This window comes from Trichodesmium erythraeum IMS101, from assembly GCF_000014265.1.
In the GTDB taxonomy this organism is placed as follows: domain Bacteria; phylum Cyanobacteriota; class Cyanobacteriia; order Cyanobacteriales; family Microcoleaceae; genus Trichodesmium; species Trichodesmium erythraeum.
Map to the genome: position 1 here is coordinate 811,969 of NC_008312.1, position 26,329 is coordinate 838,297.

Sequence of the window (26,329 nt, forward strand, 5' to 3'; positions counted from 1 at the left end):
TCAATCGAATTTAAATTTATTTTTATGACTTTAGTTAAAAAGCAATCTTAAATAATGACTCCAATAAATCTGTTGATTTTAAGTATAGGTGGTCTAGGTTCGGGTATTCTAGCTGGAATTTTAGGAATTGGCGGTGGTACAGTTATGGTACCCCTATTAGTAGCATTGGGATATCAACCTATACAAGCGGTTGCAACTAGCGTTTTAGCTATTACAGTTACAGCAACTTCTGGTACCCTACAAAATTGGCGTATGGGTTACATTAAGCCTCAAAGAGTTCTTTTGTTATCCTTACCAGCATTATTGGCTACTCAAGGTGGGGTTTATTTAGCGGAAAAATTTTCCCCCACTCTATTGTTGTTAGGTTTCAGTTTACTAATGTTGGTTAGTATTTATCTATTAGAGTTACGCAAACGTGTTATTGCTCAATACAAGAATGCTGGAAAAAACGGTGAAAAACAGCAATGGATAAATCCTGCTATTGCTAGAATTATTACAGGAGGAACAGTAGGGTTATTAGCTGGTTTGTTCGGCGTTGGTGGTGGGGTAATTATGGTACCTTTGCAAATTATTTTACTCGACGAACCTATTAAAGTTGCTGTTCAAACAAGTTTAGGTGTAATTGTTATTACTTCTATCTCTGCTTCTTTAGGTCATTACTTTAATGGTAATGTTGTTTTTATTGGAGGTCTGTTTTTGGGTTTTGGGGGTTTGATCGGTGCTCAAATTGGTACTCGTTTTCTACCAAAATTATCTGATTCAGTTGTGAGTTTTGCTTTTAAGAGTTTGTTGATAATTTTAGCTGTTTACACTTTTTGGAAAGCTTGGCAAATATAGGAACTGCTAAGGTGGGTACATTAATAACTTTCCATGCAACGTTTGTAAAAAATTTAGAAAAATTCACACGCTTCATGGTTAATAATTATCAAAAAGGTTATTACACCTGTGTTAGTTTAGCGATCGCTACACCTTACTTAAAACTAAAGCGGCATTTTGACCCCCAAACCCAAAACTCAAACATAAAACATTTTTCACCTGAGACTGACGAGCATACCTAACCAAGTCTAGGTCAAATTCTGGTGAATTCAAACCAACACAGGGAGGTAAAACCTGATGTTTGACCGCCATCAAACAAAATGCAGCACCTAATGCTCCAGATGCTCCCAAAGTATGACCAGTCGCCCCCTTTGTCGAACTAACTGCTACTTTGTGAGGAAAAATTTGCTGAATTAAATTAGCTTCATGGCGATCATTTAATTTAGTTGCCGTTCCATGAGCATGAACATAGTCAATTTCTTCAGGAGCTAAACCACTTCTTGCTAAAGATCGAGCGATCGCTAACATTGCACTTTTACCACTCAAATCAGGAATTACACTATGAATTCCATCATTTGTCAAGCCAAAACTGCGAATTTGACCATAAACTTTAGCACTTCTTTTCTTAGCAAAATTAGCAGACTCTAGTAGCAAAATAGCTGCTCCTTCCCCCAAAACAAATCCTTCTCGAGCTCGGTCAAAAGGATAGGCACCTATTTGAGCTAAGGCTCCCATTTTTCTAAATCCTGCTATAGTAAGAGGTGTAATAGGAGATTCAACAGCACCCGCTATAACCTGTTGACATTGGCCAGTCTGAATTAATTCAAAACCACGAGCGATCGCTAATATTCCTGTAGCACAGGCTGCCATTGGAGACAAAACAGTGCCCTTTGTACCTATCTGACTCGCAGTTAAAATAGCAGGCTGATGAGGCCAAAAATTAATAAATGATCCATAATCTTTTTGACTATGATCCTGACCATCATCAACAAACTGCTTTTTGGCTAAATTTTCTAGCATTCTTTGATAGGCACGGCTCGAACCAATAACGACACCACATTCAGGTAATGGAAGCTTCAGACCGGAAGACTTGACAGCAGTTTCCACAGTTTGCTTAATTAAGTTAGTTAAATCTACAGGCTGAGAATTAATTAAACCCAAAGGTAGGGGAGGTAATTCTGCAAAAGGTTTAACTAACCGAATAGCAGACTTACCATCAAGTAGTTTTTCCCAACTTTGAAAGAGGTTTCCCAAACTAGAAGTTAGCCCAATACCCGTAACTAAAACTTTCATAGTTAAGCTATGATTGGTTACGATTAGTTTTTATGGTTAAATTTTCAATACCCTCAACTACTTTTGCTGACTCAATACGATCACCAGCTTGAATTTGATCAACAACTTCTTTCATCCCTTGTGTCACATTACCAAATACTGCATAGCTACCATCAAGGAAAGGAAGGTCAGTTAAAGCAAAATAAAATTGGGAAGAAGCAGAGTCAGGAGGCTGAGAGCGAGCCATGGCCACAGCACCCCTTTTATGATATAAAATAGGCTGCTGTTGAATACCAGCTACTTCAAAGGTTTTGCTGTAAACTGGTTCTTTAGCTTCTGTGGGTTTAATTTCTAGAGGGATATAACGCTCCCTTGAAGTTTTTGGATCGATAAAACCTCCTGTACCTAAATTATTTAGGGGAACATTGAGGTCTTTACTTTGAGGATCCCCACCCTGAACCACAAAAGGTTGAGGTTCACGCACTACCCGATGAAATGCTAACCCATCATAAACCCCTTGTTGAACTAGGTCCACAAAATTACCTGCTGTAATAGGTGCGTTATCACCATCTACTTCTATTGTTATAACAGAGGAATTAACAATCATTTCCACTTTTGCCTTACCGTTGAGTTTAGGTAAATAATTATATTTAGTGGCGAGTTGTGTTTGACTTGATGAATTTGAGGTGGAAACTTCGGCATTAGAAACTGAAGTACCACTACATCCTGTTACTAATAAAGTTACAATTAGGAACAGTGGCAATAACCACTGACTAATTTTTCTTTGCATTTTCACTAAAAATTTAATCTTAATTGTTTTGAGACCTACCTACTAGCTGGTCGAATATTGTGAGTTAAAAACTATTACCGTTTTACTAAACTTAGGTTTGAGTTCAAGCCGGAAGCCGGAGAAATTAATTAAGGTTAAGATATTTCCCAGGCACAAACTACAAATTTCCGGTCTTATCTAATTTATGTTCCTTAGCTAAACTTGCATAAGTAGGAATTACATAAGCTTTGGAGCTAGTTTCGGTGTTTCACGCAGATACCACTGACTGCAGTCTGTAAGTTATCTTCGCTCTTGAGGCAACAAAATTGTAAGGAAGCTTAAGCTACTTATTCATATAGTTCTCTTTCATTACTCATACTTCTAGATTATCCATATATCTGTATAAGTTTAGGTAACTATAGTGAATTTTTATTGAACTGTCAAGTCCTCTCTCATAACATCTTTCTATCTCCCTATCTCCCTATAACCCCTCCAAAGGAACTTGCAGAAACTTTGCAAGTTGAGCAGCTTCATTCTCTAATTTTGATAAGGCCAATGGCTGACCTACACGGGTAAGGGGTATTTGCCGACGATCTTTGAGGCAGAGATATATAGCTCTACGAGGATTAAGGCCTTCCTTAATATCTACTTTAATAGATTGGACATTTTCAGTAGTACAATTAAATTCTACTTTACGGTTCTTACCAGGAAATCCCCGGCGAAAAATCATAATCTGGCCACTCTCTTGGTTAAAGTCATTGTAACCACCGCCAAGATCCCAAATCACTGTTAACCACAAAAATATTCCATATATAGTACCAAGCAGGCCATAAAAACTCATAGCTATTCCCTGGGGTAAGAAGTTGAGTTGGGTAGGGTCGGCAACAATTAATAAGTTAACTTTTAAATAGCTTGAGATTCCTGATAAAAGAAAGCCGATACCTCCCATGGTCACAATTATGGCCCATAAGTAATTGCTAAGACGACGAGAACCAATAATTTCTTGATGTACTAAGCGATCGCCAGTCGAAGTTTGAGTAGTCATAAACCTTCCATAATATTTTTCTCAAGTTTAATTTTTTTTAGCTAGAGTGTCGATTAATCTTATGCCATAATCACTCAGCAGTACTAGAGATGAATTAACACTTTAATAGTGTTTGATACCTTGGGTGAGAAGAATGTTAAAAATAATAAATTTGATTAAAAGACTTTACAGGAGATGTCCCTTTAATCAAAAAAATAATTTCCAACCGAAAAAATAGTAACGATTATTGCCAAATTTATTAAATATATATATACTTATGTTAAATTGCTTTACAAAGCAAACTATGGCCTCTGGTCATTCAAAGTTTAAAAAGTTGATTCACTTTGATTAGCTTCTGTCTAAGTTCAGATTGAAATTACCCATTTATTTAAAATAGGTATTTACAAAAAATTTGTAATTGATTCATTAAATCTCTGTGCTTTAAGGCCAGAGAGAACATCAAGGGCAGACAAAGCTCCAGAGTTAGAAACATTTTATACCAAAAATAATTTGCTGAGAGAGGACATCCAAACTGTGATAAATCCTTAACATCAGCTAGATAAAAATTTAGTATTCCTATGGGAGGTTATACTGCGTGGTAACGCTGTCTAATTCTATAATAGGGGGTCGTGACCAACAATCCACCGGTTTTGCTTGGTGGTCTGGAAACGCCCGTCTAATCAATCTATCTGGTAAACTGCTTGGTGCTCACGTAGCCCACGCAGGTTTAATTGTATTTTGGGCCGGAGCAATGACTTTGTTTGAAGTTGCTCACTTTGTCCCAGAAAAGCCAATGTATGAACAAGGCTTAATTCTAATGCCCCACGTTGCCACTATAGGCTGGGGTGTTGGTCCTGGTGGTGAAATAGTTGACATTTTTCCATTCTTTGTAGTAGGCGTTTTACACCTAATTTCATCTGCTGTTCTGGGTTTGGGCGGAATTTATCATGCCGTTCGTGGCCCAGAAACTTTGGAAGACTATTCTTCTTTCTTTGGATATGACTGGAAAGATAAGAACCAGATGACTAATATTATTGGCTACCACTTAATTATATTAGGTTTGGGCGCATTCTTATTAGTAATCAAAGCTGTGTTCTTGGGTGGTGTCTATGATACTTGGGCACCAGGTGGCGGTGATGTACGAGTAATTACTAACCCTACTTTGAATCCTGCTGTTATATTTGGTTATCTACTTAAAGCGCCTTTTGGTGGTGAAGGCTGGATCATTGGCGTTAATAACATGGAAGATATTATCGGTGGTCATATCTGGATTGGCCTAATTTGTATCTCCGGTGGTATTTGGCATATTCTAACTAAGCCTTTTGGTTGGGCACGTCGCGCTTTCATCTGGTCTGGAGAAGCTTATCTATCCTACAGTTTGGGCGCCCTGTCTTTGATGGGTTTAATTGCTGCCGCTTTCGTATGGTTTAACAACACTGCTTATCCTAGCGAATTCTATGGTCCTACTAATGCTGAAGCTTCTCAAGCTCAGTCTTTTGTGTTCTTAGTCCGTGACCAAAAATTAGGTGCTAATATTGGTTCTGCTCAAGGTCCTACTGGTCTTGGTAAGTACCTAATGCGCTCTCCCACTGGTGAGATCATATTCGGTGGTGAAACAATGCGTTTTTGGGACTTTCGTGGTCCTTGGTTAGAGCCTCTTCGTGGTCCTAACGGTTTAGACTTGAGTAAACTGAAGAACGATATTCAGCCTTGGCAAGTTCGTCGTGCTGCTGAGTACATGACTCATGCTCCTAATGGTTCTATCAACTCTGTAGGTGGTATTATTACAGATATTAACGGTTTCAATTATGTAAACCCTCGTGCTTGGTTAGCTGCCGCTCACTTTATTCTTGGTTTCTTCTTCTTAATTGGTCACTTGTGGCATGCTGGTCGCGCTCGTGCTGCTGAGGGTGGTTTTGAGAAGGGTCTGGACCGTCAAACTGAGCCAGTACTATCTATGCCTAACCTTGACTAATATCTAGTCATTGTATGTAGCTCGTTTATTGCTAGAATTCTTAAAAAGCCTCACCAAAATTTAGGAGAGGTTTTTATCTAAATGTTGGCAGGAGACCCGCGCTCTCTCGTAGGGGAGCGTCGGGATGAATGCCAATAATTTTATGGTTTTACAAATAATTTGTTGAGAATGTAAATGTCGAAAAGTAGGCAGTAGATGGTTGAAAAAGTGTACAAATTTAATTTTACCCAACTCCTCAGAACTGTTAGTATGCTGAGGATAATCTTGGGATGTGTACACGCAAGTCTACAATAAGGCCTTAGCTACCAGGACAGAACTTAAGCTTGGTATGAACACCAAAAACAAGTGAGCTACAAAAAAACCTCAGCTATGCTGAATAACTGAAAAAAACAGGAATATTTAGATTTTCAACAGTGAAGTAAGTAGTCTACCACTCCAGCAAGGCTTAAGAAACTTACAAGCTGCTTTCACAAACTTTTTTAGGGGACGGCTGAATATCCTAACTTCTGACTCTTAATGAGTAAAGTTAGCAACTCCTGTTTGTAATTATGCTACTCATATTGATGATGTGCCTAGTTTAAAATTAATGGTAGAAAAAATTCCTCACCGCCATGTACAAACTCATGTACAACCAGAATAATATCCGATGCTGTGAGAATTTATGCCGGAAGCTATGCAGGATGTTTGGGGAGAGCTTGCAGACTCAGAAGTTATAGCTGCTTGGGCTGCAAGCTGATCATATATTGGCGGAAATTTATTATTTATTGACCGGGAAAATCAAATATATGAGAAGGAAGGTGTCTTCTAACTTAATTTTTATGAGTCAAAAAAAAAGGCTATTAACTATTAGCTATAATTAAATAATAACCAACTTTTTGTTTTATGGAACTAAATATGAAAGTGCTATATAGTAATATCATAATAGTATGAGTAATGAGTGAAAACTATGTAATAGCTTCATCTTCTTGAGGGTAAAATGCCTGGGTTGCAGATCAGTTAGAGACTGCGGTCAGTGGTATAAGCTTCGAACACCGCAGCTAGCTCTAAGGTTATGAAATCATGCTTATGTAATTCTGAGTAAGTTTAGTAGGAAGGATGATGACAAAAGTAGCAATTATAGGTTCTGGACCTTGCGGTTTATCAATTTTACGATCTTTTCAGCAAGCTGAAGAAAAAGGACAAATAATCCCTGAATTAGTTTGTTTTGAAAAACAATCTAATTGGGGTGGTTTGTGGAATTATAGTTGGAGAACAGGATCTGACCAATATGGTGATCCAGTTCATAATAGTATGTATCGATATCTCTGGTCAAATGGACCAAAAGAATGTCTAGAATTTGCTGATTACTCTTTTGATGAACATTTTCAACAACCTATCCCTTCTTTCCCTCCTCGTGAAGTTTTGTATGACTATATTTTAGGTCGTGCAAAAAAAAGTAATCTTAAAAAATATATTAAATTTAATACAGTAGTAAATAATGTTGTTTTTAATGATGATCAATTTGTAATTACTTCTTTAAATAAAAAAGAAAATTCAATTTCTCAGGAAAATTTTGATTATTTAGTTGTTGCTACTGGACATTTTTCAGTTCCTTATGTTCCTGAATATGAAGGAATGAATTCTTTTCCAGGAAGAATTTTGCATAGCCATGATTTTAGAGATGCAGAAGAATTTAGAAATAAGGATGTAGTTGTTTTAGGCAGCAGTTATTCTGCAGAAGATATAGCTCTTCAATGCTATAAGTACGGCGCCAAATCAGTAACTATTGGCTATAGAAATAACCCCATAGGTTTTGAGTGGCCAGAAGGAATGAAAGAAGTTCACTATTTAGATAAACTTGAAGGCAATAAAGCAACTTTTAAGGATGGTCACACTCAAAATGTAGATGCTCTTATTTTATGTAGTGGTTATCTTCATCATTTTCCTTTTTTAGAAGAAAGTTTAAAATTAAAAACACATAATAGACTATATCCTCCTAAACTCTATAAAGGAGTTGTTTGGCAAGATAATCACAAACTATTTTATCTTGGTATGCAGGATCAATTTTATACTTTTAACATGTTTGATTGTCAAGCCTGGTATGCAAGAGATGTAATAATGGGAAAGACTCAAGTTCCAGATGATGCAGAAATTGAAAAAGATATCAATAATTGGGTAGTAAAAGAGGAAGCTTTAGAGGACTCCATTCAAATGATTGACTTTCAAACTGAGTATACAAAAGATCTTCAGGTTGCTTCTGATTATCCCAAAATAGATTTTGAATTAATTAGAACACATCTTAAGGAATGGAAACATCATAAGGAAGAAAATATTATGACTTATAGAGATAAATCATTTTCTTCTCCAGTAACAGGAACGGTTGCGCCACTTCATCATACACCTTGGGTTGAAGCGATGGATGATTCAATGACAACCTTTATGAAAGCTAAATCTTCTTAATTTTATACTATTAAAAGAAAAAAAGATGCAATAGAATATTGACTTAATTGATAATAAATATTTCAAATACTAATAATGGGGTACAACTAGACAAAAAAGCGCGAAACTATTGGCAAGAAGCTAAAGTTAAGGAAAAGAAGGACTTTGCCATTTTTTGGAGATGTCTAATGTTGAATGTAATTTGGTATTATTTATAATAATAACAAATTATCGATTTTATGCTGCTAGGGTTTAAAACAGAATTGCACTAAATAAGCAGGAAAAAAGTTTTAGGATGCCCTGCAGTCGACGGTTATGGTTAAAGCAAGAATAAAGAACAAAGAAGTGATCATTAATTTAGATAATCTTATGTTTTCTTGATTTTTTGTGATAGATTTTTGGGAACAGATATATTGAGTTTAATAATTGCGGGTGAGCGTAGTGGAGTTGGCAAAACAACTATTACCTTGGCGTTACTAGCTTATTTAAAACGGCAAAATCTTAAGGTGCAATCATTTAAGGTGGGACCTGATTACATTGACCCGATGTTTCATCAATATGTGACGGGTAAACCGTGTCGGAATTTAGACCCGGTGCTGACTTCTGAAGCTTATGTACAACAATGTTTTGAGCGTAATATTCAGGATGTTGATTATGCTTTGGTGGAGGGAGTGATGGGTTTGTTTGATGGGGTGAGATCTTTGGCTCCCCCTTTACTACCATTAGAAAGTGAAACGGAAGATGATAGTGATGGGTCTTTCCCTGATTTTGCTTCTACTGCTCATATTTCCCGGTTGCTGAATTTGCCTGTTTTGTTAGTGCTAGACTGCAGTCGGTTGTCTACTTCTGTGGCAGCGATCGCTCATGGTTTTGTTTCTTTTGATCCTACTATTAATTTTGCTGGTCTGATACTTAACCGGGTAGGAAGCGATCGCCACTTACAACTACTACAAAATTCTTTAAGGCATATAAGTTTACCTGTACTTGGGGTTTTTAGACGGCATCAAAATATTAGTATTCCTGAGAGACATTTAGGTTTAATTCCCACTGATGAAATGCCGGAGTTAGATATTTTAATTAATGGCTTGGCTAATTTGGCAAAAACTTGTTTTAATTGGCTAAAATTACTGGATTTTTTAAAGGTTAAAAATGAAATGTCTCAGCAGTTTTTATCTACTCAGGTTGGCTCTGAGCAGAAAATACATTTACCGAGGTTAGTTGTGAATAGTGCTGAGAAAAAAAAGTCAGAAATTTTAATAGGGGTAGCTCGTGATCAAGCATTTAATTTTTATTATCAAGACAACTTAGATATTTTAGAAGAGTTAGGAGCAAAAATAGTATTTTGGAGTCCTTTAAAAGATAACAATTTACCAGTAGGAATACAAGGTTTATATTTTGGTGGTGGGTTTCCAGAAGTTTTTGCTCAACAGTTAAGTGAAAATTTTCTGATGAGAAAAGCGGTTCAGGAAGCAATTATTTCCGGAATCCCTACTTATGCAGAATGTGGTGGGTTAATGTATTTATCTGAAGCAATTATTGATTTTAATAGTAACTCTTGGGAGATGGTAGGAATTTTGCCGACTAAGGCAGTAATGGGTAAAAGTTTAAAGTTAGGATATCGGCAAGCAATTACTAATATTGATACTCCTCTTTTAAAAGCAAATACACTAGTTTATGGTCATGAGTTTCATCGCTCAGAATTATATGAAGCACCCCTAATGCCACTATATAAAATGTGGCGAGTTTCTGAGAAAAAAAATCAGAGTCAAGCAACTTTTGAAGGCTGGAATTTTTATCAAGTTCATGCTTCTTATCTTCATCTTCATTGGGGAAATAAATTAGATATTCCGAGGCAGTTTCTCAGGCATTTTGAATAAGGCAGAAAAAAAGATTAAAGTATATTTTTCTGTAAATTAAGGGACAGTTTTCTATGGCTAATATCTGATATTTTATTCATGATCTAGCTATTAGCTATTTAGTCGTATTTTTTGATACTTGGTGTCATACAAATTTTAAGAGATAATGTATTTTACTAGGTACATCTAGATAAAAAAAGTATTAAATAATCTGCCCCAATTTATGTAATATGGCTATTTATATTATTTATTCTTTTTTTTTAATGTTTACTTTAATTTCGATGTTCCTTCTAGTCTAGAGAAATTGTATACAAAGTCCATAAAATTTTTAACAAACATTTATTAGTATTTTGACATTTTTTAAGGACGAAAATACTGATCATTGCTCTTTCAGGATAAGGCAAATATGAAGCTATTGCTAAAAATTTATCCAAACTAGATAGGTTATTTCAGTTATCAGTTGTCGGTTATCAGGAAATAGTGTTTTTAAATGTAAAATAATTATTATATAAAAGTTTAATATTATTTTAACATATTTTTTCTAAAGTACTGTTATTAAATTGGTTTAAGTAAAAAGAGACTAGAGGTAAAATATCAGATATATTTATATAAAAGTTCCTACACTGTTGAGGTACAAAATTTATTTGTTTTAGTAGGAAAGCTGTATGGAATGTCCTTTAAAGATTAGTAAGAAAGGAAAACAGGGTATAGAAAAGAATAAAAAAAACTGTTCCTCAGTAATTTGAGAAACACTATATTAATTTCTAAAAGTAATGTTAAGCAGACAAACAAAATAAATTACACATTCTTAGAAGCTGAACTTCCTATCTTGTGTAAACATCGCCTTTTGCAAATAATTTTGTGTAGGTACTTAGTATTAAAGGTATGAACAAGTATGCTTTTTTTATACAAATTTTTGGTAAAATAAAAGTAGTTCAGCGCTAAATTAAAAAATAAAATGATTATATTTGTAGAATTTATTGAAGAATTGAATGAGTAAACTACAGAAGCTAGTATTAAATTTTTCTTAATTTTTTTATTAATTAAAGTTTTCTACTTGCCTAAATGAATATATTATATTTTGCGGCTGTAGCGGCAATTTAATGTAAAAAAAAACTGTAGAGTAAATTAGATAAAAATTGAAACAATAAAAGGGATAAAAAATGAGTAAATTGATAGTAGTTAAACAACTGGTTGCCCAGAAAATTACATCACATAATTTTAAACCTTTTGGGCAAGTAATTTGGGCTTCAAAAGATGGTAAACAATATGACGAAGATGATGCTCAATTAAATTTAGAGAATGGTACTACACGATTCTATATTATGAGGTTGGAGAAAAAAGGTCGAAACTTTACGGAAATTACTCGTCATGTGAAATGTAGTCAATGTTTAGGTTCTTTAGAAGGAAAGGAATGGTTTATAGCAGTTTCTCCACCTTGTGCAGAGAAAGAACCATTATTAGAAAATATAGCTGCTTTTAAAATTCCAGGGAATTGTTTTATTAAATTAGAGGTAGGAACTTGGCATGCAGGACCTTATTTTGATCAAGATTTTGTGGATTTTTACAATCTGGAATTAAGTAATACAAATGTTGTGGATCATTTTACTCACGACTTTGCTAAAAGTCATAATTTAGAATTCAAAATTGTTTAATTTACTTGACTAAAAAAAAGATATAAATAATATTAGTTGTAGTAATTTGTTTCAGTTTTAGGAGGTTGATTAACAAAACTGCTTTTGGATAAAAAAGCACTATACAAGCTTTTCAATTAGTGTAATTATCAGATTTTTGCTCCTATGAGCTCAAATCTTTTTCTCAAATTATTCTATTGCTGTGATTGGTATAAAATATCTGATTTTTGTAACATTAGTATGGAGTTTTTAACTGTATCTTACTAGAATTAGATGCCTTACGTTTATGTCTACTATATTTGGCAAAGTGTATAAATTCTTCTATGAGACGTTATTTTCTATATGAATTTTTGGCATTCTTAAAAGTATTGTTGGAAGTTCTTATAGCTAATTCTAAGTTAACTTTTTTAGGACATTTTGAGGAAATTAGTTAATGAAACAGGAAATAAAAATAATTCAAATAAAATATATTTAGGTCTGGTTGTCTAAGGCTTTTTCAGGAATAGATGAGTAAGCCCCTAAACTTGACTGTAGATGGTTTGAAATGTTCTATGAAAGTCTATAGAGAGTATTTGGGAGGAACAGGGAATTTATAGAGAAAATAGTCGAATATATTTGTCTCTTACTGCCCTCTGTTATAGTCAGCCCAAAGCTATATTTAACTCAAGTTTTTTAGATTAATTTTGAATAGGAGAAAAAAAATGGTTCTTTATCTTGACTCAGCAATAGTAACAGAAGCAAGAGTGGCAAGTAAATTTGGTTGGATATCTGGGGTGACAACTAACCCGACTTTGCTGGCAAAAAGTGATTTGTCTCCAGAAGCAACTTTAAAGGAACTTTCAGAAATTATTTCTGGAGAATTATATTATCAACTTACTGCTACTAGCTTTGATGAGATGATAGCGGAAGGGAAGGCTGCATCAAAATTAATTGGCCATAAAATAGTTCTGAAAATTCCGGCAACTGCTACTGGTTTTCAAGCGACATCTCATTTGTCTAAAAATATTGACTGTTCGGTGACCGGAATATATCATCCTGCTCAAGCATTAGTGGCTGCTGAAACAGGCGCTAAATATGCGATCGCTTATGTTAACCGGGCAACTAGGCTTTTGGGAGATGGTTTAAAACTGGTGAGAGAGATGGCAAAAGTACTTGAAGGTAGCTCTACAGAAATTTTAGCAGCAAGTGTGAAGTCTCCTGATGAAGCTACTGAAACTTTATTGGCCGGTGCTCACCATCTAACGTTACCATTTTCTGTGTTGCAGACAATAACTACCCATGAGTTATCAGAGCAAACTTTTAAGGAGTTTAATGAAAAAGGAAGAGGAATTATGTATTAATTGAAAATGATAAAATATCTATAGGAGAAAGCTGATATTGAGGAGAAATATATTTTTTTTAAGTTCATAAAAGGCTTGCTCCTAGATTTAAAATTTATCATTCATACCTATAGTTTTTTTTAAAAGGTCATTTGAAAAATATTTAATATGAATATTAGCATTTATTTTATAATGATTTTCATTCTAAATTAAGAAAAATAAAATAATAGAAAACAGGTGATTATAGTTTCATAAATTAAAATATAAATGTTATAAATTATAGGTGCTTTTTATTGCTAAATATGGGCAAGTTACAAGGGGTGACTGTTAATTTAATAGCTATATAATTGTTAGTATTCAATGCTCCTCTTTTGTCAATTTTTCTGTTGCTTTACCTACTGCTCTATGAGACTAATTCCTAAGTTTTTTATTACTCATTCATTATCCAGAAATAATATTATTTTAAGAGCTGAAATAAGAATCCTGAATTTGGGTTAAACTTTAATTATAAACTATGTAATCAGGAAAATATTTATGGTTAAATATGTATTTGAAGCTAGGAGAAATTACTAGGATAAACTATCCTTACAAAAATTAAATTTCTCCCCTTAAGATAAAAAATGTTAGCTAAAAACTAAATGAGGAAAATTAATATGAAAAATGTTGAAAAATATGTAGAATTAACTGCGGAATTAATCAATTTACCATTACAGTCAGAACATTTTCCAGGGGTAGTAGCAAATATGGAAAGAATTGCAGCGATCGCTCAATTAGTAATAGACTTTCCCCTACCACCAGAAATAGAACCTGCACCCAAGTTTGACTTAGAAGAATAGGAAATAGGGGAAGGGATAATTTATTTTATTTCATAAAAATGAAGGAATAGGAAATATGGAGCAGGGAAAGAAATTATATACTTATGAGTTGTTTTTCACCATAACTATATTTGATGTCATACCAATTTCATAAAATATTGAGCGGTGCGTCAGCAAAATTTTGTAGTACATCAAGAAAGTGTGGGAATGGTGATATAATCGTTGTCTTTAAATACTTTCTATTATCATGGAATGTCCTCTATATCAGGAATTGACAGAAGGGGATTTTTGGGTTGGCAAGCCCCTACGCTTCATCCAGTAGATTAATTCTGAGTGCTAGAGTAACTAAACATACTGACCAGTTCATTGAGGAATTGCTCGTTAACACAGAAGGGAAAACTAGCTGTAAAAAATGGCTAACTGATTATTGGGGAGGGTCTGAACGAGTCTTGATCCCAGAAATAGAACACATTATTGGTAAAAAGTATACACAGCAATTGGAAGGCACAAATAGAATTATCAGACAGTAGCTCGGTCGATGGCATCGCCGATAGAATAAATTTGGCAAGCTCTGGCAACAAACTGAGGTAAAAGTAAGGTTGGCGAGGGCCTAATTTAATTGGATTTTGGTTCATAGTTGCAAAGAAAATACTGCTGCGTAAAGAGCTGAGGAACGCGATCGCTATTTGGAGTTAGAACGGCTTAATTACTTATCCCATACTTTACTGACGCACTACCAGATATTCTTAGGCGGATAATTTGATAAAGAACCAAAAATACCTTACTAAAGATACACCAGAAGGTAAGCGAGCATGGTCAAATTTGGTAAACAGCCTTTTAGCGGACATAATTGATGATCTATCCAGGTCTGCACCTGTTAAATTAGCGTTATAGAGTAAAGTATTACTTAGATTTGTATTTCTTAAATCTGCCCAGGATAGTTGGGCATCTTTTAAGTTGGCTCGGCTGAGGTTAGCCCCTTTCAGATTAGCTGAGTCCAAGTTAGCTCCTAACATTTTTGTTTTATGTAATTGTGTGTTCATTAATGAAGCTTCACTCAGATTCACTTTGTTGAGATTTACTCCGGTGAAGTTGATCCCATCTAATTTGGCTTTGAATAAATTGGGCTTAATTAATCGAGTTCTGCGAAAGTCTTTTCTGCCCTCTTCGAGAGCTAAGTGAAGCTGTTCATTGTTCAGGGTTTCTATGCCAAGTAGGTTATAGAAACCTGTGGCTAAATTCTCAATGAAATTTTGTTTTTCTTGCTTACTTGGAACCATTTTTGTGCTATCATGATCAAGTTTATATTTGAAATTTACTGGTAATTTTTGGGTAGACATTAGTGATTTCCTATGATGGTGTTATATTTTTTTTGAATAGCTTTCTTTAGGCGATCGCCTAAATTAATACTGGAAGTTAATAGCTCTTGCAGGTAGCCAATTTGGCGAGTTGCTAATGATTGATTTACATGGGAATGTTGTAGATATCCTTGTACATATTGTATTGTTTTAATTAATTCCTTAACCTGAGATTCCGTCTGGAAGTATTCTAAGGCTAAGAGTATGATAGAATCACATCCTTGATGAATAAGGTTTTTAGCATCGTTAGCGGCAGTATTTTCTGGGTCGTTGATACTATCTGTTAACTGCTGAAAACCATTTTTAATTTGTTCTACAGCAGTTTCAACTGTTTCTATATTGTCTCTTAAATGCTGGGATTTTTCGATATCTCTGGCAAATTTGACGTACTTAACAAAGGGTGGATAATTGCACTTTCCAGTGCGTCTTAGCTCGCTAAAAAATCCTCTTAACAGCTTCTTGTCCAGTTCTTGCATGTCTGCTTGGTTGTTGTCTAAGCTAGAAATAGTCTTATTAATGAACACATCTCTGGCGTTAATTACTGCTGTACTTTTAGAAAGTTGAACATCTTCTCGTTTTGAATAAGAAATGGTGATCCAGATAGCTACAGTTGAGGTGATCACGGATATGCTCATAACAAATAGACTCTGTCCGAGGTCTGCCCACTGAAGGCTAAATAATTTCTTGGTGAATAATACTATTGCTACTCTTGTTGCTTCTGTTCCAGATTTAATTTCTCCTTTTTCATTAAACCGTGAGTCATAAATTTTGGGTCTAACCGCTTTGAGGTAGACTAGATCACTACCATAGTTTTTGACTTCTTTTATTTTTTGCTGGTACTTTTCCTTGGGAACTTTGAGATCGTTATCCCTTATAGCTTCTAGCTCGTTAGCTTTAGGACATGCAGGCCATTGTTCTATGTCCTTGTTTTTATAGTAGCTATAACCGCCCAGGTTAAATCTATCTGCATATGGACCATGAGCAGCTAGGTAGAGTTCATCCCTTTTGGGGTCGTTGGGGGGCAGTTGTTCGAGCTTACGCTCTAAGGTATCACATCTGTTGCGAGTTTTCTCCAGAGTTTTATTATTTTGAATATCTGAAATTTCCTTTTCCAAAGGTTCAAAAATAGATTCTTGAACTAACTGTTCTCCCAATTTTCGACTCAAACCGGATTGATTTAATAGTAGTTCTGAACCGACTCCTGATGTGATGGTTAGGATGAGGTTGATGGCAATGAAACCGCTGCTACCAATTCGAGCAAAGCGTATGCTTATGGGTTGATTGGAGGCGGCACCGGTAGCGAGAGCGTTGCCTAGTTTAATTAGCCCTATGTTAGCCAATACAGCAATAGGCCAGGTGAGTATTCCCATGCTGTCGAACATAAAAATTAAGAATGGCAAGGTTGTGAATGCATTCCACCAATTGGCAAAGGTTGTAACGGAGGCTGTTACTAGAGAGGATTTTTCTAATTCTTTAGATACATAACCGGTGCCATGTAGTTCATTGGGATCGACGCAAACCAGATTTTTTAACCAATAACACCAGAAAAGAGGGTTCTTTTTAGAGGTTTTGTTCACAGACTCTAGGTTTTCAAGCTGTGAGGGGCTTTGGAATTTTAGCCAAGAGATAATATTTTGAGTATTCGGTATTGTCGGTTGTTGTGGTAGTTTCATGAGTTGTGTTTTTTTGGTTTTATGGGTTTGATCAATTGGGTTGAGTGAGGAATATTTTTCTATCGGTGAGAAAATTGATTTTGTTGCAAAAATAATTTCATGGTTTTGTTTGGTTCGATTTTATAGCACTACCTATTTAAGGCGGTGGGCGGTAAATGCTGTTTACGAAGCATTGCTGTAGAAAGAATTTGTCTCAGGGATTACTTTTGAATGCATTCTTGTGTTTAGCACTATATGGGTTTGATATAGTGAGTTGAGTTAGGGATATTTTTCTATCAACAGAAAATGAATTTTGTTGCAAAAATAATTTTCTGGTTTTATTTTGTTGGGTTTTATAGCACTACCCATTTAGGGCAAGGGTCTTGGTAAGTCATGCTTGCGGAGCGTTTGCTTGGAAATACCGAAATTTAATAAAGAATTATTTGCCTTAGAAACACTCAGCAATAAATGGATATATTTTTGAAGGGCTGAAAACCTGGTAGTTTTTTCGATAAAAAAAATGGTAATACCAATATGAATTCATGCTTTTATTCGGCAAGCCCTAGTGAGCACCAAAAAACTTTTTTATAACTTTTACTTATTAATCAAAAAAATTAGATGATTAAAAATAATCAAAATACTTGCAACAACAAGGAAAAAACTCTGAGAGAAGAATATGGGCTTTAGGTTTTCTCTGAAAACTAAACAAAGTAGGAAGGGGCGATAAGTAAATATGGTCAAAACCAAAAACACCCTTTTGTCTCATACTGATTTAGTAAAATCCTATTTGGACATTGAAGTACTAGGGCAAGTTATGACAAAAAATTCTGACTCACAAGATGAGTATCTAGCTAAAATTAGGAATGTTTGTAATGGGAGTGCTGAAGATTTAGAACTATATGAGGCGATCGCTAACTTTTGTCGGCAAACCAATGATAGAAAGCGCCGTCTAGCATTTGTTCCTTTATTTAAGAAAATTGAAAAATTAAGAGGACTAAAAAAAGTTAGCAATTCTAGCGAGTATTATCATGACTACCAAGATATATTGCAGGAGACTTGGGAAGAGTTTTACAAAAAGTTTCCCGCTGAGTTTGAACCTGCAGGCCAATCTTTAAAAGGAAGTTTGGTAACTTGGATTAACGAAAAACTGCGTTTGAGATACAAGGTAATAGACTTATATCCCAAGTCTAGAGATGACAATAAAGGAAATAAACCCTTAACCCCAAAACAGAGATTTAACCAAATAATCAGAAGTAAACCAAAATCTCTGGATGCTCCTAATAGTACCAATGATTTTGATAATGATTTGACCATTGGCGATTTCTTAGAGAGTGAGGACCCTGGACCTCTGGAGGAGGCTATTGGGGAAGAGCAAAAACAAAACATTAATATGTTCTTGGAAATAGTCAAGGATAGTAAATATCATATGCGCAGCTGTCCCGAATGTACTTTTCAGGCTGTTGCTCAACGTCTTTTTTTTGAGGAACCTTCGAAAAATTTGAAGCAAGTTGCATTGGAGTTCGGAGTTAATTATAGTAGTTTACGGACTTTTTGGCTACGGACTTGTAAGAAAATTTCTCAGGAACTATCCCCAGAACTATAACAAAATTTACAAGAATTAATTCAGGAGAAATAACTATGCAAACAGAAACTTTTGGGCTAAAAATACCTATTACTGAAGATGCTCGCCGATACGCTGAAAAATTTGCCGCTGAACAAAAAGGTAAAGCTAAAAGAACTAAGGTTTATTTAAACACTTTAGCTGTATGTGCGGTGCATAATTTCCTAAAAATTGTGCAGATAGAAACTGATCTAGAAAATAGTAGCGCCTGGAACCCCATAGAGCGTCTTTGTTATGATATAGCAGATTTATTTATTCCCCACATAGATATTTCTGTGGAATGTCGCCCTGTATTACCAGACCAAGAAGAAATAACTTTGCCACCGGAAGTTAGACGGGATCGGCTCGGTTATGTTTTTGTTAGGTTTGATAATGATTTACAGGAAGCAGAATTATTGGGATTTTTGTCTATTATGGATCCAGATGATGATTTTGAAGATTTAGAATTAGAGGAGTTGGAGCCTTTGGAGAATTTCTTGACTGTCTTGGAGCGAGTTGAGTATATGTCTCAGGTTTATGAGGACCCTGTGTTTGCAAAGGTTGAGGAGTGTTTAAATATAAAATCTCGACTGGAGTTGGTCCTTCAGTTGGAAAAAATACACCGCATGGAACCGCACTATTCCCACACGGCGAAGGCGACTGCGGTATTTTATAATTATCGCCCAGAGAGCAATTTGGCGACCGCGAGCAGAAGCAAGGAGAAAGTTAATGAGTTCACTGATGAGGAGTTAGAACAATTGCGAGAATTAGGAGATTTAGCGGAGGCATTAATGGAGAAATTGGCGCAGGTTTTGCCACAGAACTAATGGAGATTAGGCGATCGCTCACATCGCTATCATCACAACTTTGTAGGGATGTTCGGTGCAACGTCCCTACTGTGGTTTACGGATATGAAAACTGTTGTCAAAGAGATGTTATTTTAGAGTAAAGTGCTTAGTTTAATGCAACACTTCTGGGAGTTCTATTGATAGAGGTTGGATTACTTTTAAATCAGAACGGTTGTATAGCTTTTATATTTAGCAAGTGCAACATTTTTTTATTTCCACGGATAGTTTAATTATCATGTGAAGTTATTAATATTTTTAAAAGTATGAAAGTTAATTTTTCGGAAGTGAGCCAACGCCATATCTGCATTGCTCTATTTATATTTTGTTCTCTTTTACAACGTTCGATTTCTCCTTTATTTTTACTTCCTTTGTTGTTACAAGAAAAACGTAATTTATTGGGACAAATTGCTGAGGTTAAATTTAATAACGATAATAATAATTTACAATTTTTACAGCAACACAGTCAACAACTGAATAATTTAGAGCGTCAATTTCAAAAGGGACAAAAAACTGTTGATAAACTACAACATAAAGTTCAGACTCAGGACACTCGCCAGAATTTAATTTTATCTAAAAGTAGTAAGCAAAGTAATCAAATTTGTTTGTTGGAAGATCGGATTAATTCTATTCAGGAAAGGTTTAAGTCGGTGCCTTCAAAGGTTGTGCCGATTCAACGTCGTACCCTATTGGCAATTGATTCTGCAAATTTGGATGGTGCTGCTAAAAGTTTGAATATGAAGGTTGATTATGAAAGATTAAAACGCTATGTTAATGTTCATTTTGGTTCTCTGGAAGCTCGAATTTATGTGGGGAAGTATGATAATAGTTCTCGGCAGAAATTGTGGTTTAATTACTTAGAAAAAAATGGATATGTGGTGAAGACAAAGCCTGTTACGGTCTATGGAAATACAGTTAAGGCTAATGTTGATGTGGATTTGGCTTTGGATATTAGGGAGCATGGGGTGAATTTCAAAAATGTGGTTTTATGTAGTGGGGATGGTGATTATTTGCCACTTGTTGAACAATTACAAGGGTTGGGTATTAAGGTGATAGTTCTTGCTTCCCCAGGACATACTAACCACTTTTTGCAAAGGCAAGCGGATGAGTATATTAGTTTGATTGATATTATGGGGGAAATTAGCGATCGCTAATCAATTATAGGTATAAATAAGTTAGGAAAAAGTAGGGGCAAATCGCAGTTTTACTGGTGGATATTAAACGCCCCTAAATGAGTCAGAATAGAAGAGGGGTAAGTTTTTTTATTACTAATTATTTCCATATAATATTATATCCTAATAATCCTTTAAAATGGTAATCAAAATTTAGTGGTTTTCTAAAAATTAGAGGAGGTAATTATCGAATGGATATCATCAGTAAATATCAACAAATAATCGAGAAAATAATCGGCGACTATGCTAAGTTGCGCTATTCCTATAGCGAAGTAGAGAGAAGAACGGTTTTCGACCGAGAACAAAAGCATTATTTATTAATGATTTTGGGAGTGGAAGGTCATAAAATGGTTCATGGTTGCATACTTCATTTGGAAATTAGAGATGATAAAATTTGGATTCATCGCGACGGAACTGAAGATGGTATTGCAAGAGAATTGTTAGCAGAAGGAGTTCCCAAGGACAAAATTGTTTTGGGATTTTATACTCCTGAAAAACGCAAGATAACTGATTTTGCAGTTTGTTAATTTGATAAATATTTAAAGGAGAAAATTTTATGAGATTTATTAGTCCGAAAACTGACTTTGCTTTTAAAAGAATCTTCGGTTCTAACCGCAGTCAAAAAATCCTGATTAGTTTTCTCAATGCTATAGTTTATGACAATCAAAATATTATCCAATCTCTAGAAATTATTGACCCCTATAATGCTGGCTATACTAGCACTATTAAGGATACTTATCTGGATGTGAGAGCTTTATTAGATAATGGTTCAACAGTTATTATTGAGATGCAAGTCTTAAACGTAGAAGGTTTTGAAAAACGAGTAATTTATAATTTGGCAAAAACCTATGGAAGTCAATTAAGTCTAAGAACGGAACAACCAAGATTACAACCATTTATAACCTTGATAATTACGGATTTTTTGCTATTTCAAGAGAGTGGCAAAATGATTAATAAATTTAGATTTAAAGAAGACACAGAGTTCTTTAATTACCGAGATGAATTAACTTTAATATTTTTGGAACTACCGAAATTTAATAAAGAATTATCTGCTTTAGAAACACTCAGCGATAAATGGATATATTTTCTTAAATCTGCTCCTAGTTTGGAGATAATACCCTCTTCATTGGGAGAAGTATCAGAAATAGAAGCAGCATTAAATATCGCTAACCGAGCTGATTTAAATAATCAAGAACTAGAGGAGTTACATAAACAAGAAATATTTATTGGTGATAGACAAGGAGAGGTGATTTTAGCTAAACAAGAGGGCGTAAAAGAAGGAGAAGAACAAGGGAAAATTCAGCAAGCAATTAAACAAGTATTGCGTCTAGCTCGGCGAATATTGGGGGAAGTTTCACCGGAAATTCAGGCTCGAATACAACAGCTATCTTTAGAAAAATTAGATTTATTAGCAGAAGAGATATTTGAACTGACTACTATGGAAAATCTGGTGAATTGGTTAGAGACTGGAACAGAAAGTTTGGAGAAATAGCTCCAGAAGTTCGGACTCAAATAGAGGGGTTATTTCTAGAAAATTTTAGATTTTTTAGGTGATGATTTTTTTGATTTGATTTAGCAACTATGTTAGTTTGGAAGAACTACTTAAATCAATAAATCAAATCGCTGAATATAGGGAGGGATTTATGATTTTACCTGACCTATGCGGAGTTTACTATAAGTAATATTAATTTCGCAAAATATATTACAATTTTTTTATGTGAGTGAAGTTAATGAATAATAATCAACAAAGTTATCATCGTTTAATTGCACAGTTACGTCACTGCGCGGGTGAGGCAGAAGTTAAGCAGGTTTTAAATAGCTACCTTGAACTAAATACTTCGGAGTTATTAGAGGTAATGGCTCAGGAGGTTGAAGGTTTGAGAGATAATATGGACTGGGATGGGGCTAATTCTCTGTTAAGTCTGGCCCTAGAGGTGGGAGATGTGTTGGGAAGTTCTGAGAGGGAGGTTTCTCTAAGGAAGGAAATTGGGGATTTTTTGAGCAAAATGGGGCGGCGTGAATATGAAGTTAGTCAGTTTTCTTGGGCAGTGCAGTTTTATGAACTGACTTTAAGGATATATCGAGAGATTAAGGACCGTCCAGGGGAAGTTGATGCTATTAATGGTTTGGGTAATAGTTATAGGTTTTTGAGAGAAAGGGAAAGGGCAACTGCTCTTTTTCAAGAGTCTTTGGCTATTGCTAGGGAAATTGAATATGGCCAGGGGGAGGTTGATGGCCTCTATGGTTTAGGTGCCATGGAGCATTTTTTGGGAGAATATGAGTCGGCAAAAGCTTATGTTCAAGAGGCTTTAACTATTGCAGAGGCGATCGGGTATACAAAAGGGAAAGCTAATGCTTTTGATGGTTTGGGTCATGTTTGTGGAGGTTTGGGAGAATACGAAGAGGCGATTAATTTCTATCAACAGTCTTTACCTATCTTCCGAGAAATCAAAGATCGTAAAGAGGAAGCCAGTGTCCTGAATAATTTGGGTGCTGCTTACTATTCTTTGGGGAAATACGAAACGGCGATTAATTTCTATCAACAGTCTTTACGTATCTGCCAAGAACTCAAATATCGTAAAGGGGAAGCTTATGTTCTGAATAATTTGGGTCTTGATTACAATTCTTTGGGGCAATATGAAACGGCGATTAATTTCTTTCAACAGTCTTTACCTATCTACCGAGAAATCAAAGATCGTAAAGAGGAAGCCAATGTCCTGAAGAATTTGGATGATGCTTACTATTCTTTGGGGCAACACAAAAGGAGGATTGATGTCCTTAAACAGTCTTTACCTATCAAGCAAGAACTCAAAGATCGTAAAGGGGAAGCCAGTGTCCTGAATAATTTGGGTGTTGCTTACCATCATGTAGGGCAATACGAAAAGGCGATTAATTTCTATCAACAGTCTTTATCTATCAATCAAGAACTCAAAGATCGTGAAGGGGAAGCCAATGTCCTGAATAATTTGGGTTATGCTTACGATAATTGGGGGCAATACGAAACGGCGATTAATTTCTATCAACAGTCTTTACCTATCTCCCGGAAAATCAAAAATCGTGAATATGAAGTTTGTGTCCTGAATAATTTGGGTGTTGCTTACTATAAGTTGGCGCAATACGAAAGGGCGATTAATTCCTATCAACGGTCTTTACCTATCTCCCGGGAAATCAAAAATCGTGAATATGAAGTTTGTGTCCTGAATAATTTAGGGGATGCCAACTACTATCTAGGACAACACCAAGAAGCCATCGACCTTTACCACAAATCTCTCGCCATCTCCCAAAAATACCAATACCGTTGGGCAGAAGCAGACTCCCGCAACGGTCTAGGCCGCATCTACTACTCCCAGGAAAAATACCAACCTGCCCTAGAATTTTATCAAGAATGCTTTGCCATCAAAGCAGAAATAGGAGACATTCCCGGAGAAGCCAAAGGCCGAACCAACGTCGCCCTCGCCTACAAATCCCTCCAAGAACCCCAACGAGCCATCGAATTCCTCCAACAGTCCTTAGAAATTTTCCAACAAATCTCCGACCCAGAAGGACAAGCAGACTGCCAAAATCACTTAGGAGTAGCCTACCAAGACCTAAAACAACACCAACAAGCCAGAAATCACTACCAAGCATCCCTGGAAATAGCCACCCCCGAAGGAATGCCCACAATTTGCCTCAATGCCGGCCAAAACTATGGCCACCTAGAATTTCAAGAAAACAACTGGTCAGCAGCGATCGCTCCCTACCAAAAAGCCATCGAAGCAGCAGAAATACTGCGAGTCCGTTCCCTCACCGATAACCGCCGGCAAAAAGTAATGATTGATGCCATAGAAATATACGCCAACACCATCCAATGCCACATCAACCTCCAACAATACGACCTCGCCCTCGAATACACCGAACGTTACCGCTGTAAACAACTAGTAGACCTAATAGCCAGTAAAGACCTCTACCAAGACGAGAAAATGCCCGAAAAGGTGAGAAACCTAATGCAAGAATTCGAAAAACTCCAAGGGCAAATAGAAAACATTCGCGATCGCGACACCAGGGAAGACAGTAACAATAACCGCAGTAGCATCCTCCCCGCAACCAGATATTGGCGTGCCCAAAACGAAATTCGCAACAAAAGCATCATCGAAAAGGAAATCGCAAAAAGAAAAATCTTGGAACAAATCAGAAAACAAGACCCAGTCATCGCCCAAGGCATCCAAGTAGCCCACCTAAAATTTAGCCAACTGCAACAACTCATCAACAACGAACATAGTGCCATCCTCAGTTTTTACAGCACCAAAACCGACACCCACATATTCATCCTGCGGCAAAACAGCATCCAGCTCCACTCCTGTCCCCAGCAAGGCAGAGACAACCTGCAACAATGGCTCAAAGAAAACTGGTTCAACCTCTACGTACCCGACAAAAACAAAAACGACAACGAGAACAAAGAAAACTACCAAAAATGGCAGCAACAAATGCCCGACCTTCTCGCAGAACTAGCCAACCGCTTAAACATCCAAAAACTGATCCAGAATCACCTAGAAGATATCGAGGAACTGATCCTCATCCCCCACCAGCAACTACACCTAATCCCCCTAGGCGCCCTGCCCATCAGTGATAGCGAATATCTCCATGACAAATACCTCATTCGCACCTTAGCCAGTTGCCAGATCCTGAGTTTTTGCCAAGACCGCGTTCAACTCCAAACAGCTCCCACCTACGGCATCGTGGAAAACACACAACTCGACCTACCCTTCAGCCAATTAGAAGCCGAAACCGTCGCCCAACTATGTCAAGTCAGCCCCGACAAACATCTCCAAGGAGCAGAAGCCACAGTCCCCAAATACAGAGAACTCTTAAAACAAATCAACCGACTCCTATCGAGTCATCACGCCGTATCTCGAATAGACAACAACCTAGAGTCAGCCCTCATGCTAGCCGAAAACCAAAAAATAACCTTAGGAGAACTCCTCACCCCCGCCTATCGTTTCCCGGAATTAGAAGAAGTATTCCTCTCGTGCTGCGAAACCAACCTAGGCACCCCCCAACCCACCGACGACATGCTCACCCTGAATACAGGTTTCCTATCTGCAGGTGCCCGTGGAGTGATCAGCACCCTCTGGGAAGTAGATGACTTAGCATCCTGCATTTTTTCCATTATCTATCACCGACTGCGGGCAGAAGGTATAGACAGAGTCAGGGCAGTGCAAAAAACCCAACAAACCATGGTCAAGATGACAGAAAAGCAACTCCAACAAGAAATCAAAACATTCAAAAAGCAACAGAAAAAAAGATACAAAAGGGAATTAGAAGCACTCACCGAGGAACAAAGGGACCTCGAAACTCAAGAACCTCAAAGCAAAGATTCTCCAGAATACCAAGCCTGGAAGGAAAAGCTAAATAATGCCATCCAAAAATACGTTCGCAAAGACCAAGAACAACGGGAGTTTGAACTTCGCTTAAAAGAAGCCCGCAAAAGAGAATATCCATTTTCCCATCCAGTGTATTGGAGTAGTTTTATTTGTGCAGGTTTGAGAGATTAAAGACAGGGAGTGTTTAATTTCTTCAACCTAGGTCTGGCTGAGGGAGGAAAACCAATTACAATAAAATTTTTCAGGAGTATTGACTTAATCCTAGAATAAGGATATTATAAATTAATAAGCATACTATTACACTGCTAATACTTATAAATAAAATCCATAAGAACTAAGCTCAAACTTAATAATAAGCATAAAAGCCTGATGTCTCAACACGCAGGTGATAGCAGGTAGTGTTCAACTGGGGGTTAAGCTTGACCGAATGCACCTGACCGGAAT

Annotated in this window: 19 protein-coding genes; 14 read left to right on the forward strand and 5 right to left on the reverse strand. The window is 36.2% G+C overall.

What is annotated here, in order from left to right; translation table 11 throughout:
- Nucleotides 1-54 precede the first annotated feature (54 nt).
- On the forward strand, nt 55-837 hold the full coding sequence (locus TERY_RS02410) for a TSUP family transporter (RefSeq protein ID WP_011610359.1): 783 nt from the start codon (nt 55-57) through the stop codon (nt 835-837).
- A 126-nt stretch (nt 838-963) separates the two neighbouring features.
- Here the strand turns inward: TERY_RS02410 and TERY_RS02415 are convergent, their stop codons facing one another.
- The 3 genes from TERY_RS02415 to TERY_RS02425 all read right to left on the reverse strand — a co-directional run bounded on the left by TERY_RS02415 (nt 964) and on the right by TERY_RS02425 (nt 3,902).
- Nucleotides 964-2,109 carry a beta-ketoacyl-ACP synthase gene (locus TERY_RS02415; RefSeq protein ID WP_011610360.1) on the reverse strand — a complete coding sequence of 382 codons (1,146 nt, stop codon included), beginning with the start codon at nt 2,107-2,109 and terminating at the stop codon, nt 964-966.
- 7 nt (nt 2,110-2,116) lie between these two features.
- Nucleotides 2,117-2,878, reverse strand: coding sequence for a peptidylprolyl isomerase (locus tag TERY_RS02420; protein WP_011610361.1), 762 nt, complete (start codon nt 2,876-2,878; stop codon nt 2,117-2,119).
- 460 nt (nt 2,879-3,338) lie between these two features.
- Nucleotides 3,339-3,902 carry a photosystem I assembly protein Ycf4 gene (locus TERY_RS02425; RefSeq protein ID WP_011610362.1) on the reverse strand — a complete coding sequence of 188 codons (564 nt, stop codon included), beginning with the start codon at nt 3,900-3,902 and terminating at the stop codon, nt 3,339-3,341.
- Between the two features lie 574 nt (nt 3,903-4,476).
- Here TERY_RS02425 and psbC point away from each other — a divergent pair.
- The 7 genes from psbC to TERY_RS29740 all read left to right on the forward strand — a co-directional run bounded on the left by psbC (nt 4,477) and on the right by TERY_RS29740 (nt 14,428).
- Nucleotides 4,477-5,856: a photosystem II reaction center protein CP43 gene (gene psbC / locus TERY_RS02430; protein WP_011610363.1), complete on the forward strand. Its 1,380-nt coding sequence runs from the start codon at nt 4,477-4,479 to the stop codon at nt 5,854-5,856.
- A 1,095-nt stretch (nt 5,857-6,951) separates the two neighbouring features.
- Nucleotides 6,952-8,295 (forward strand): NAD(P)-binding domain-containing protein, encoded by a 1,344-nt coding sequence (locus TERY_RS02435; protein WP_196797204.1) that lies wholly within the window; start codon nt 6,952-6,954, stop codon nt 8,293-8,295.
- A 392-nt stretch (nt 8,296-8,687) separates the two neighbouring features.
- Nucleotides 8,688-10,151: a cobyrinate a,c-diamide synthase gene (locus TERY_RS02440; protein WP_044137134.1), complete on the forward strand. Its 1,464-nt coding sequence runs from the start codon at nt 8,688-8,690 to the stop codon at nt 10,149-10,151.
- 1,142 nt (nt 10,152-11,293) lie between these two features.
- Nucleotides 11,294-11,785, forward strand: coding sequence for an ureidoglycolate lyase (locus TERY_RS02445; protein WP_011610366.1), 492 nt, complete (start codon nt 11,294-11,296; stop codon nt 11,783-11,785).
- A 680-nt stretch (nt 11,786-12,465) separates the two neighbouring features.
- On the forward strand, nt 12,466-13,104 hold the full coding sequence (locus TERY_RS02450; protein WP_011610367.1) for a transaldolase family protein: 639 nt from the start codon (nt 12,466-12,468) through the stop codon (nt 13,102-13,104).
- A gap of 632 nt (nt 13,105-13,736) precedes the next feature.
- Nucleotides 13,737-13,919 (forward strand): AtzG-like protein, encoded by a 183-nt coding sequence (locus TERY_RS02455; RefSeq protein WP_011610368.1) that lies wholly within the window; start codon nt 13,737-13,739, stop codon nt 13,917-13,919.
- Nucleotides 13,920-14,191: 272 nt separating this feature from the next.
- Nucleotides 14,192-14,428 (forward strand): hypothetical protein, encoded by a 237-nt coding sequence (locus tag TERY_RS29740; RefSeq protein WP_081432387.1) that lies wholly within the window; start codon nt 14,192-14,194, stop codon nt 14,426-14,428.
- Between the two features lie 216 nt (nt 14,429-14,644).
- Here the strand turns inward: TERY_RS29740 and TERY_RS02465 are convergent, their stop codons facing one another.
- On the reverse strand, nt 14,645-15,238 hold the full coding sequence (locus tag TERY_RS02465) for a pentapeptide repeat-containing protein (protein ID WP_052845741.1): 594 nt from the start codon (nt 15,236-15,238) through the stop codon (nt 14,645-14,647).
- Nucleotides 15,238-16,929 (reverse strand): hypothetical protein, encoded by a 1,692-nt coding sequence (locus TERY_RS02470; RefSeq protein WP_011610370.1) that lies wholly within the window; start codon nt 16,927-16,929, stop codon nt 15,238-15,240. The genes TERY_RS02465 and TERY_RS02470 overlap by 1 nt, the downstream gene beginning before the upstream one ends.
- 793 nt (nt 16,930-17,722) lie before the next feature.
- Between TERY_RS02470 and TERY_RS02475 the strand changes: the two genes are divergently transcribed.
- From TERY_RS02475 to TERY_RS24665, 6 genes are all read left to right on the forward strand, one after another.
- A complete protein-coding gene (locus TERY_RS02475; RefSeq protein ID WP_155994265.1) occupies nt 17,723-18,511 on the forward strand; it encodes a hypothetical protein in 789 nt (262 codons plus the stop codon).
- 35 nt (nt 18,512-18,546) lie between these two features.
- A complete protein-coding gene (locus TERY_RS02480; RefSeq protein ID WP_011610372.1) occupies nt 18,547-19,335 on the forward strand; it encodes a DUF1822 family protein in 789 nt (262 codons plus the stop codon).
- Between the two features lie 284 nt (nt 19,336-19,619).
- Entirely contained in the window at nt 19,620-20,507 is an 888-nt protein-coding gene (locus tag TERY_RS02485; protein WP_011610373.1) for an NYN domain-containing protein, read from the forward strand.
- Between the two features lie 209 nt (nt 20,508-20,716).
- Nucleotides 20,717-21,052, forward strand: a complete 336-nt coding sequence (locus TERY_RS02490; protein WP_011610374.1) for an element excision factor XisI family protein — start codon at nt 20,717-20,719, stop codon at nt 21,050-21,052.
- Nucleotides 21,053-21,081: 29 nt separating this feature from the next.
- On the forward strand, nt 21,082-22,017 hold the full coding sequence (locus tag TERY_RS02495) for an Rpn family recombination-promoting nuclease/putative transposase (protein WP_011610375.1): 936 nt from the start codon (nt 21,082-21,084) through the stop codon (nt 22,015-22,017).
- A gap of 238 nt (nt 22,018-22,255) precedes the next feature.
- Nucleotides 22,256-26,056 (forward strand): tetratricopeptide repeat protein, encoded by a 3,801-nt coding sequence (locus TERY_RS24665; protein ID WP_011610376.1) that lies wholly within the window; start codon nt 22,256-22,258, stop codon nt 26,054-26,056.
- Nucleotides 26,057-26,329: the final 273 nt, after the last annotated feature.

What these genes read in the sequence shown, in the direction of transcription:
- TERY_RS02410 (WP_011610359.1), top strand. Translation starts at nt 55, where the DNA reads ATGACTCCAATAAATCTGTTGATTTTAAGTATAGGTGGTCTAGGTTCG.
- TERY_RS02415 (WP_011610360.1), bottom strand. Translation starts at nt 2,109, where the DNA reads ATGAAAGTTTTAGTTACGGGTATTGGGCTAACTTCTAGTTTGGGAAAC.
- TERY_RS02420 (WP_011610361.1), bottom strand. Translation starts at nt 2,878, where the DNA reads ATGCAAAGAAAAATTAGTCAGTGGTTATTGCCACTGTTCCTAATTGTA.
- TERY_RS02425 (WP_011610362.1), bottom strand. Translation starts at nt 3,902, where the DNA reads ATGACTACTCAAACTTCGACTGGCGATCGCTTAGTACATCAAGAAATT.
- TERY_RS02435 (WP_196797204.1), top strand. Translation starts at nt 6,952, where the DNA reads ATGATGACAAAAGTAGCAATTATAGGTTCTGGACCTTGCGGTTTATCA.
- TERY_RS02445 (WP_011610366.1), top strand. Translation starts at nt 11,294, where the DNA reads ATGAGTAAATTGATAGTAGTTAAACAACTGGTTGCCCAGAAAATTACA.
- TERY_RS02450 (WP_011610367.1), top strand. Translation starts at nt 12,466, where the DNA reads ATGGTTCTTTATCTTGACTCAGCAATAGTAACAGAAGCAAGAGTGGCA.
- TERY_RS02455 (WP_011610368.1), top strand. Translation starts at nt 13,737, where the DNA reads ATGAAAAATGTTGAAAAATATGTAGAATTAACTGCGGAATTAATCAAT.
- TERY_RS02465 (WP_052845741.1), bottom strand. Translation starts at nt 15,238, where the DNA reads ATGTCTACCCAAAAATTACCAGTAAATTTCAAATATAAACTTGATCAT.
- TERY_RS02470 (WP_011610370.1), bottom strand. Translation starts at nt 16,929, where the DNA reads ATGAAACTACCACAACAACCGACAATACCGAATACTCAAAATATTATC.
- TERY_RS02475 (WP_155994265.1), top strand. Translation starts at nt 17,723, where the DNA reads ATGACAAAAAATTCTGACTCACAAGATGAGTATCTAGCTAAAATTAGG.
- TERY_RS02480 (WP_011610372.1), top strand. Translation starts at nt 18,547, where the DNA reads ATGCAAACAGAAACTTTTGGGCTAAAAATACCTATTACTGAAGATGCT.
- TERY_RS02485 (WP_011610373.1), top strand. Translation starts at nt 19,620, where the DNA reads ATGAAAGTTAATTTTTCGGAAGTGAGCCAACGCCATATCTGCATTGCT.
- TERY_RS02490 (WP_011610374.1), top strand. Translation starts at nt 20,717, where the DNA reads ATGGATATCATCAGTAAATATCAACAAATAATCGAGAAAATAATCGGC.
- TERY_RS02495 (WP_011610375.1), top strand. Translation starts at nt 21,082, where the DNA reads ATGAGATTTATTAGTCCGAAAACTGACTTTGCTTTTAAAAGAATCTTC.
- TERY_RS24665 (WP_011610376.1), top strand. Translation starts at nt 22,256, where the DNA reads ATGAATAATAATCAACAAAGTTATCATCGTTTAATTGCACAGTTACGT.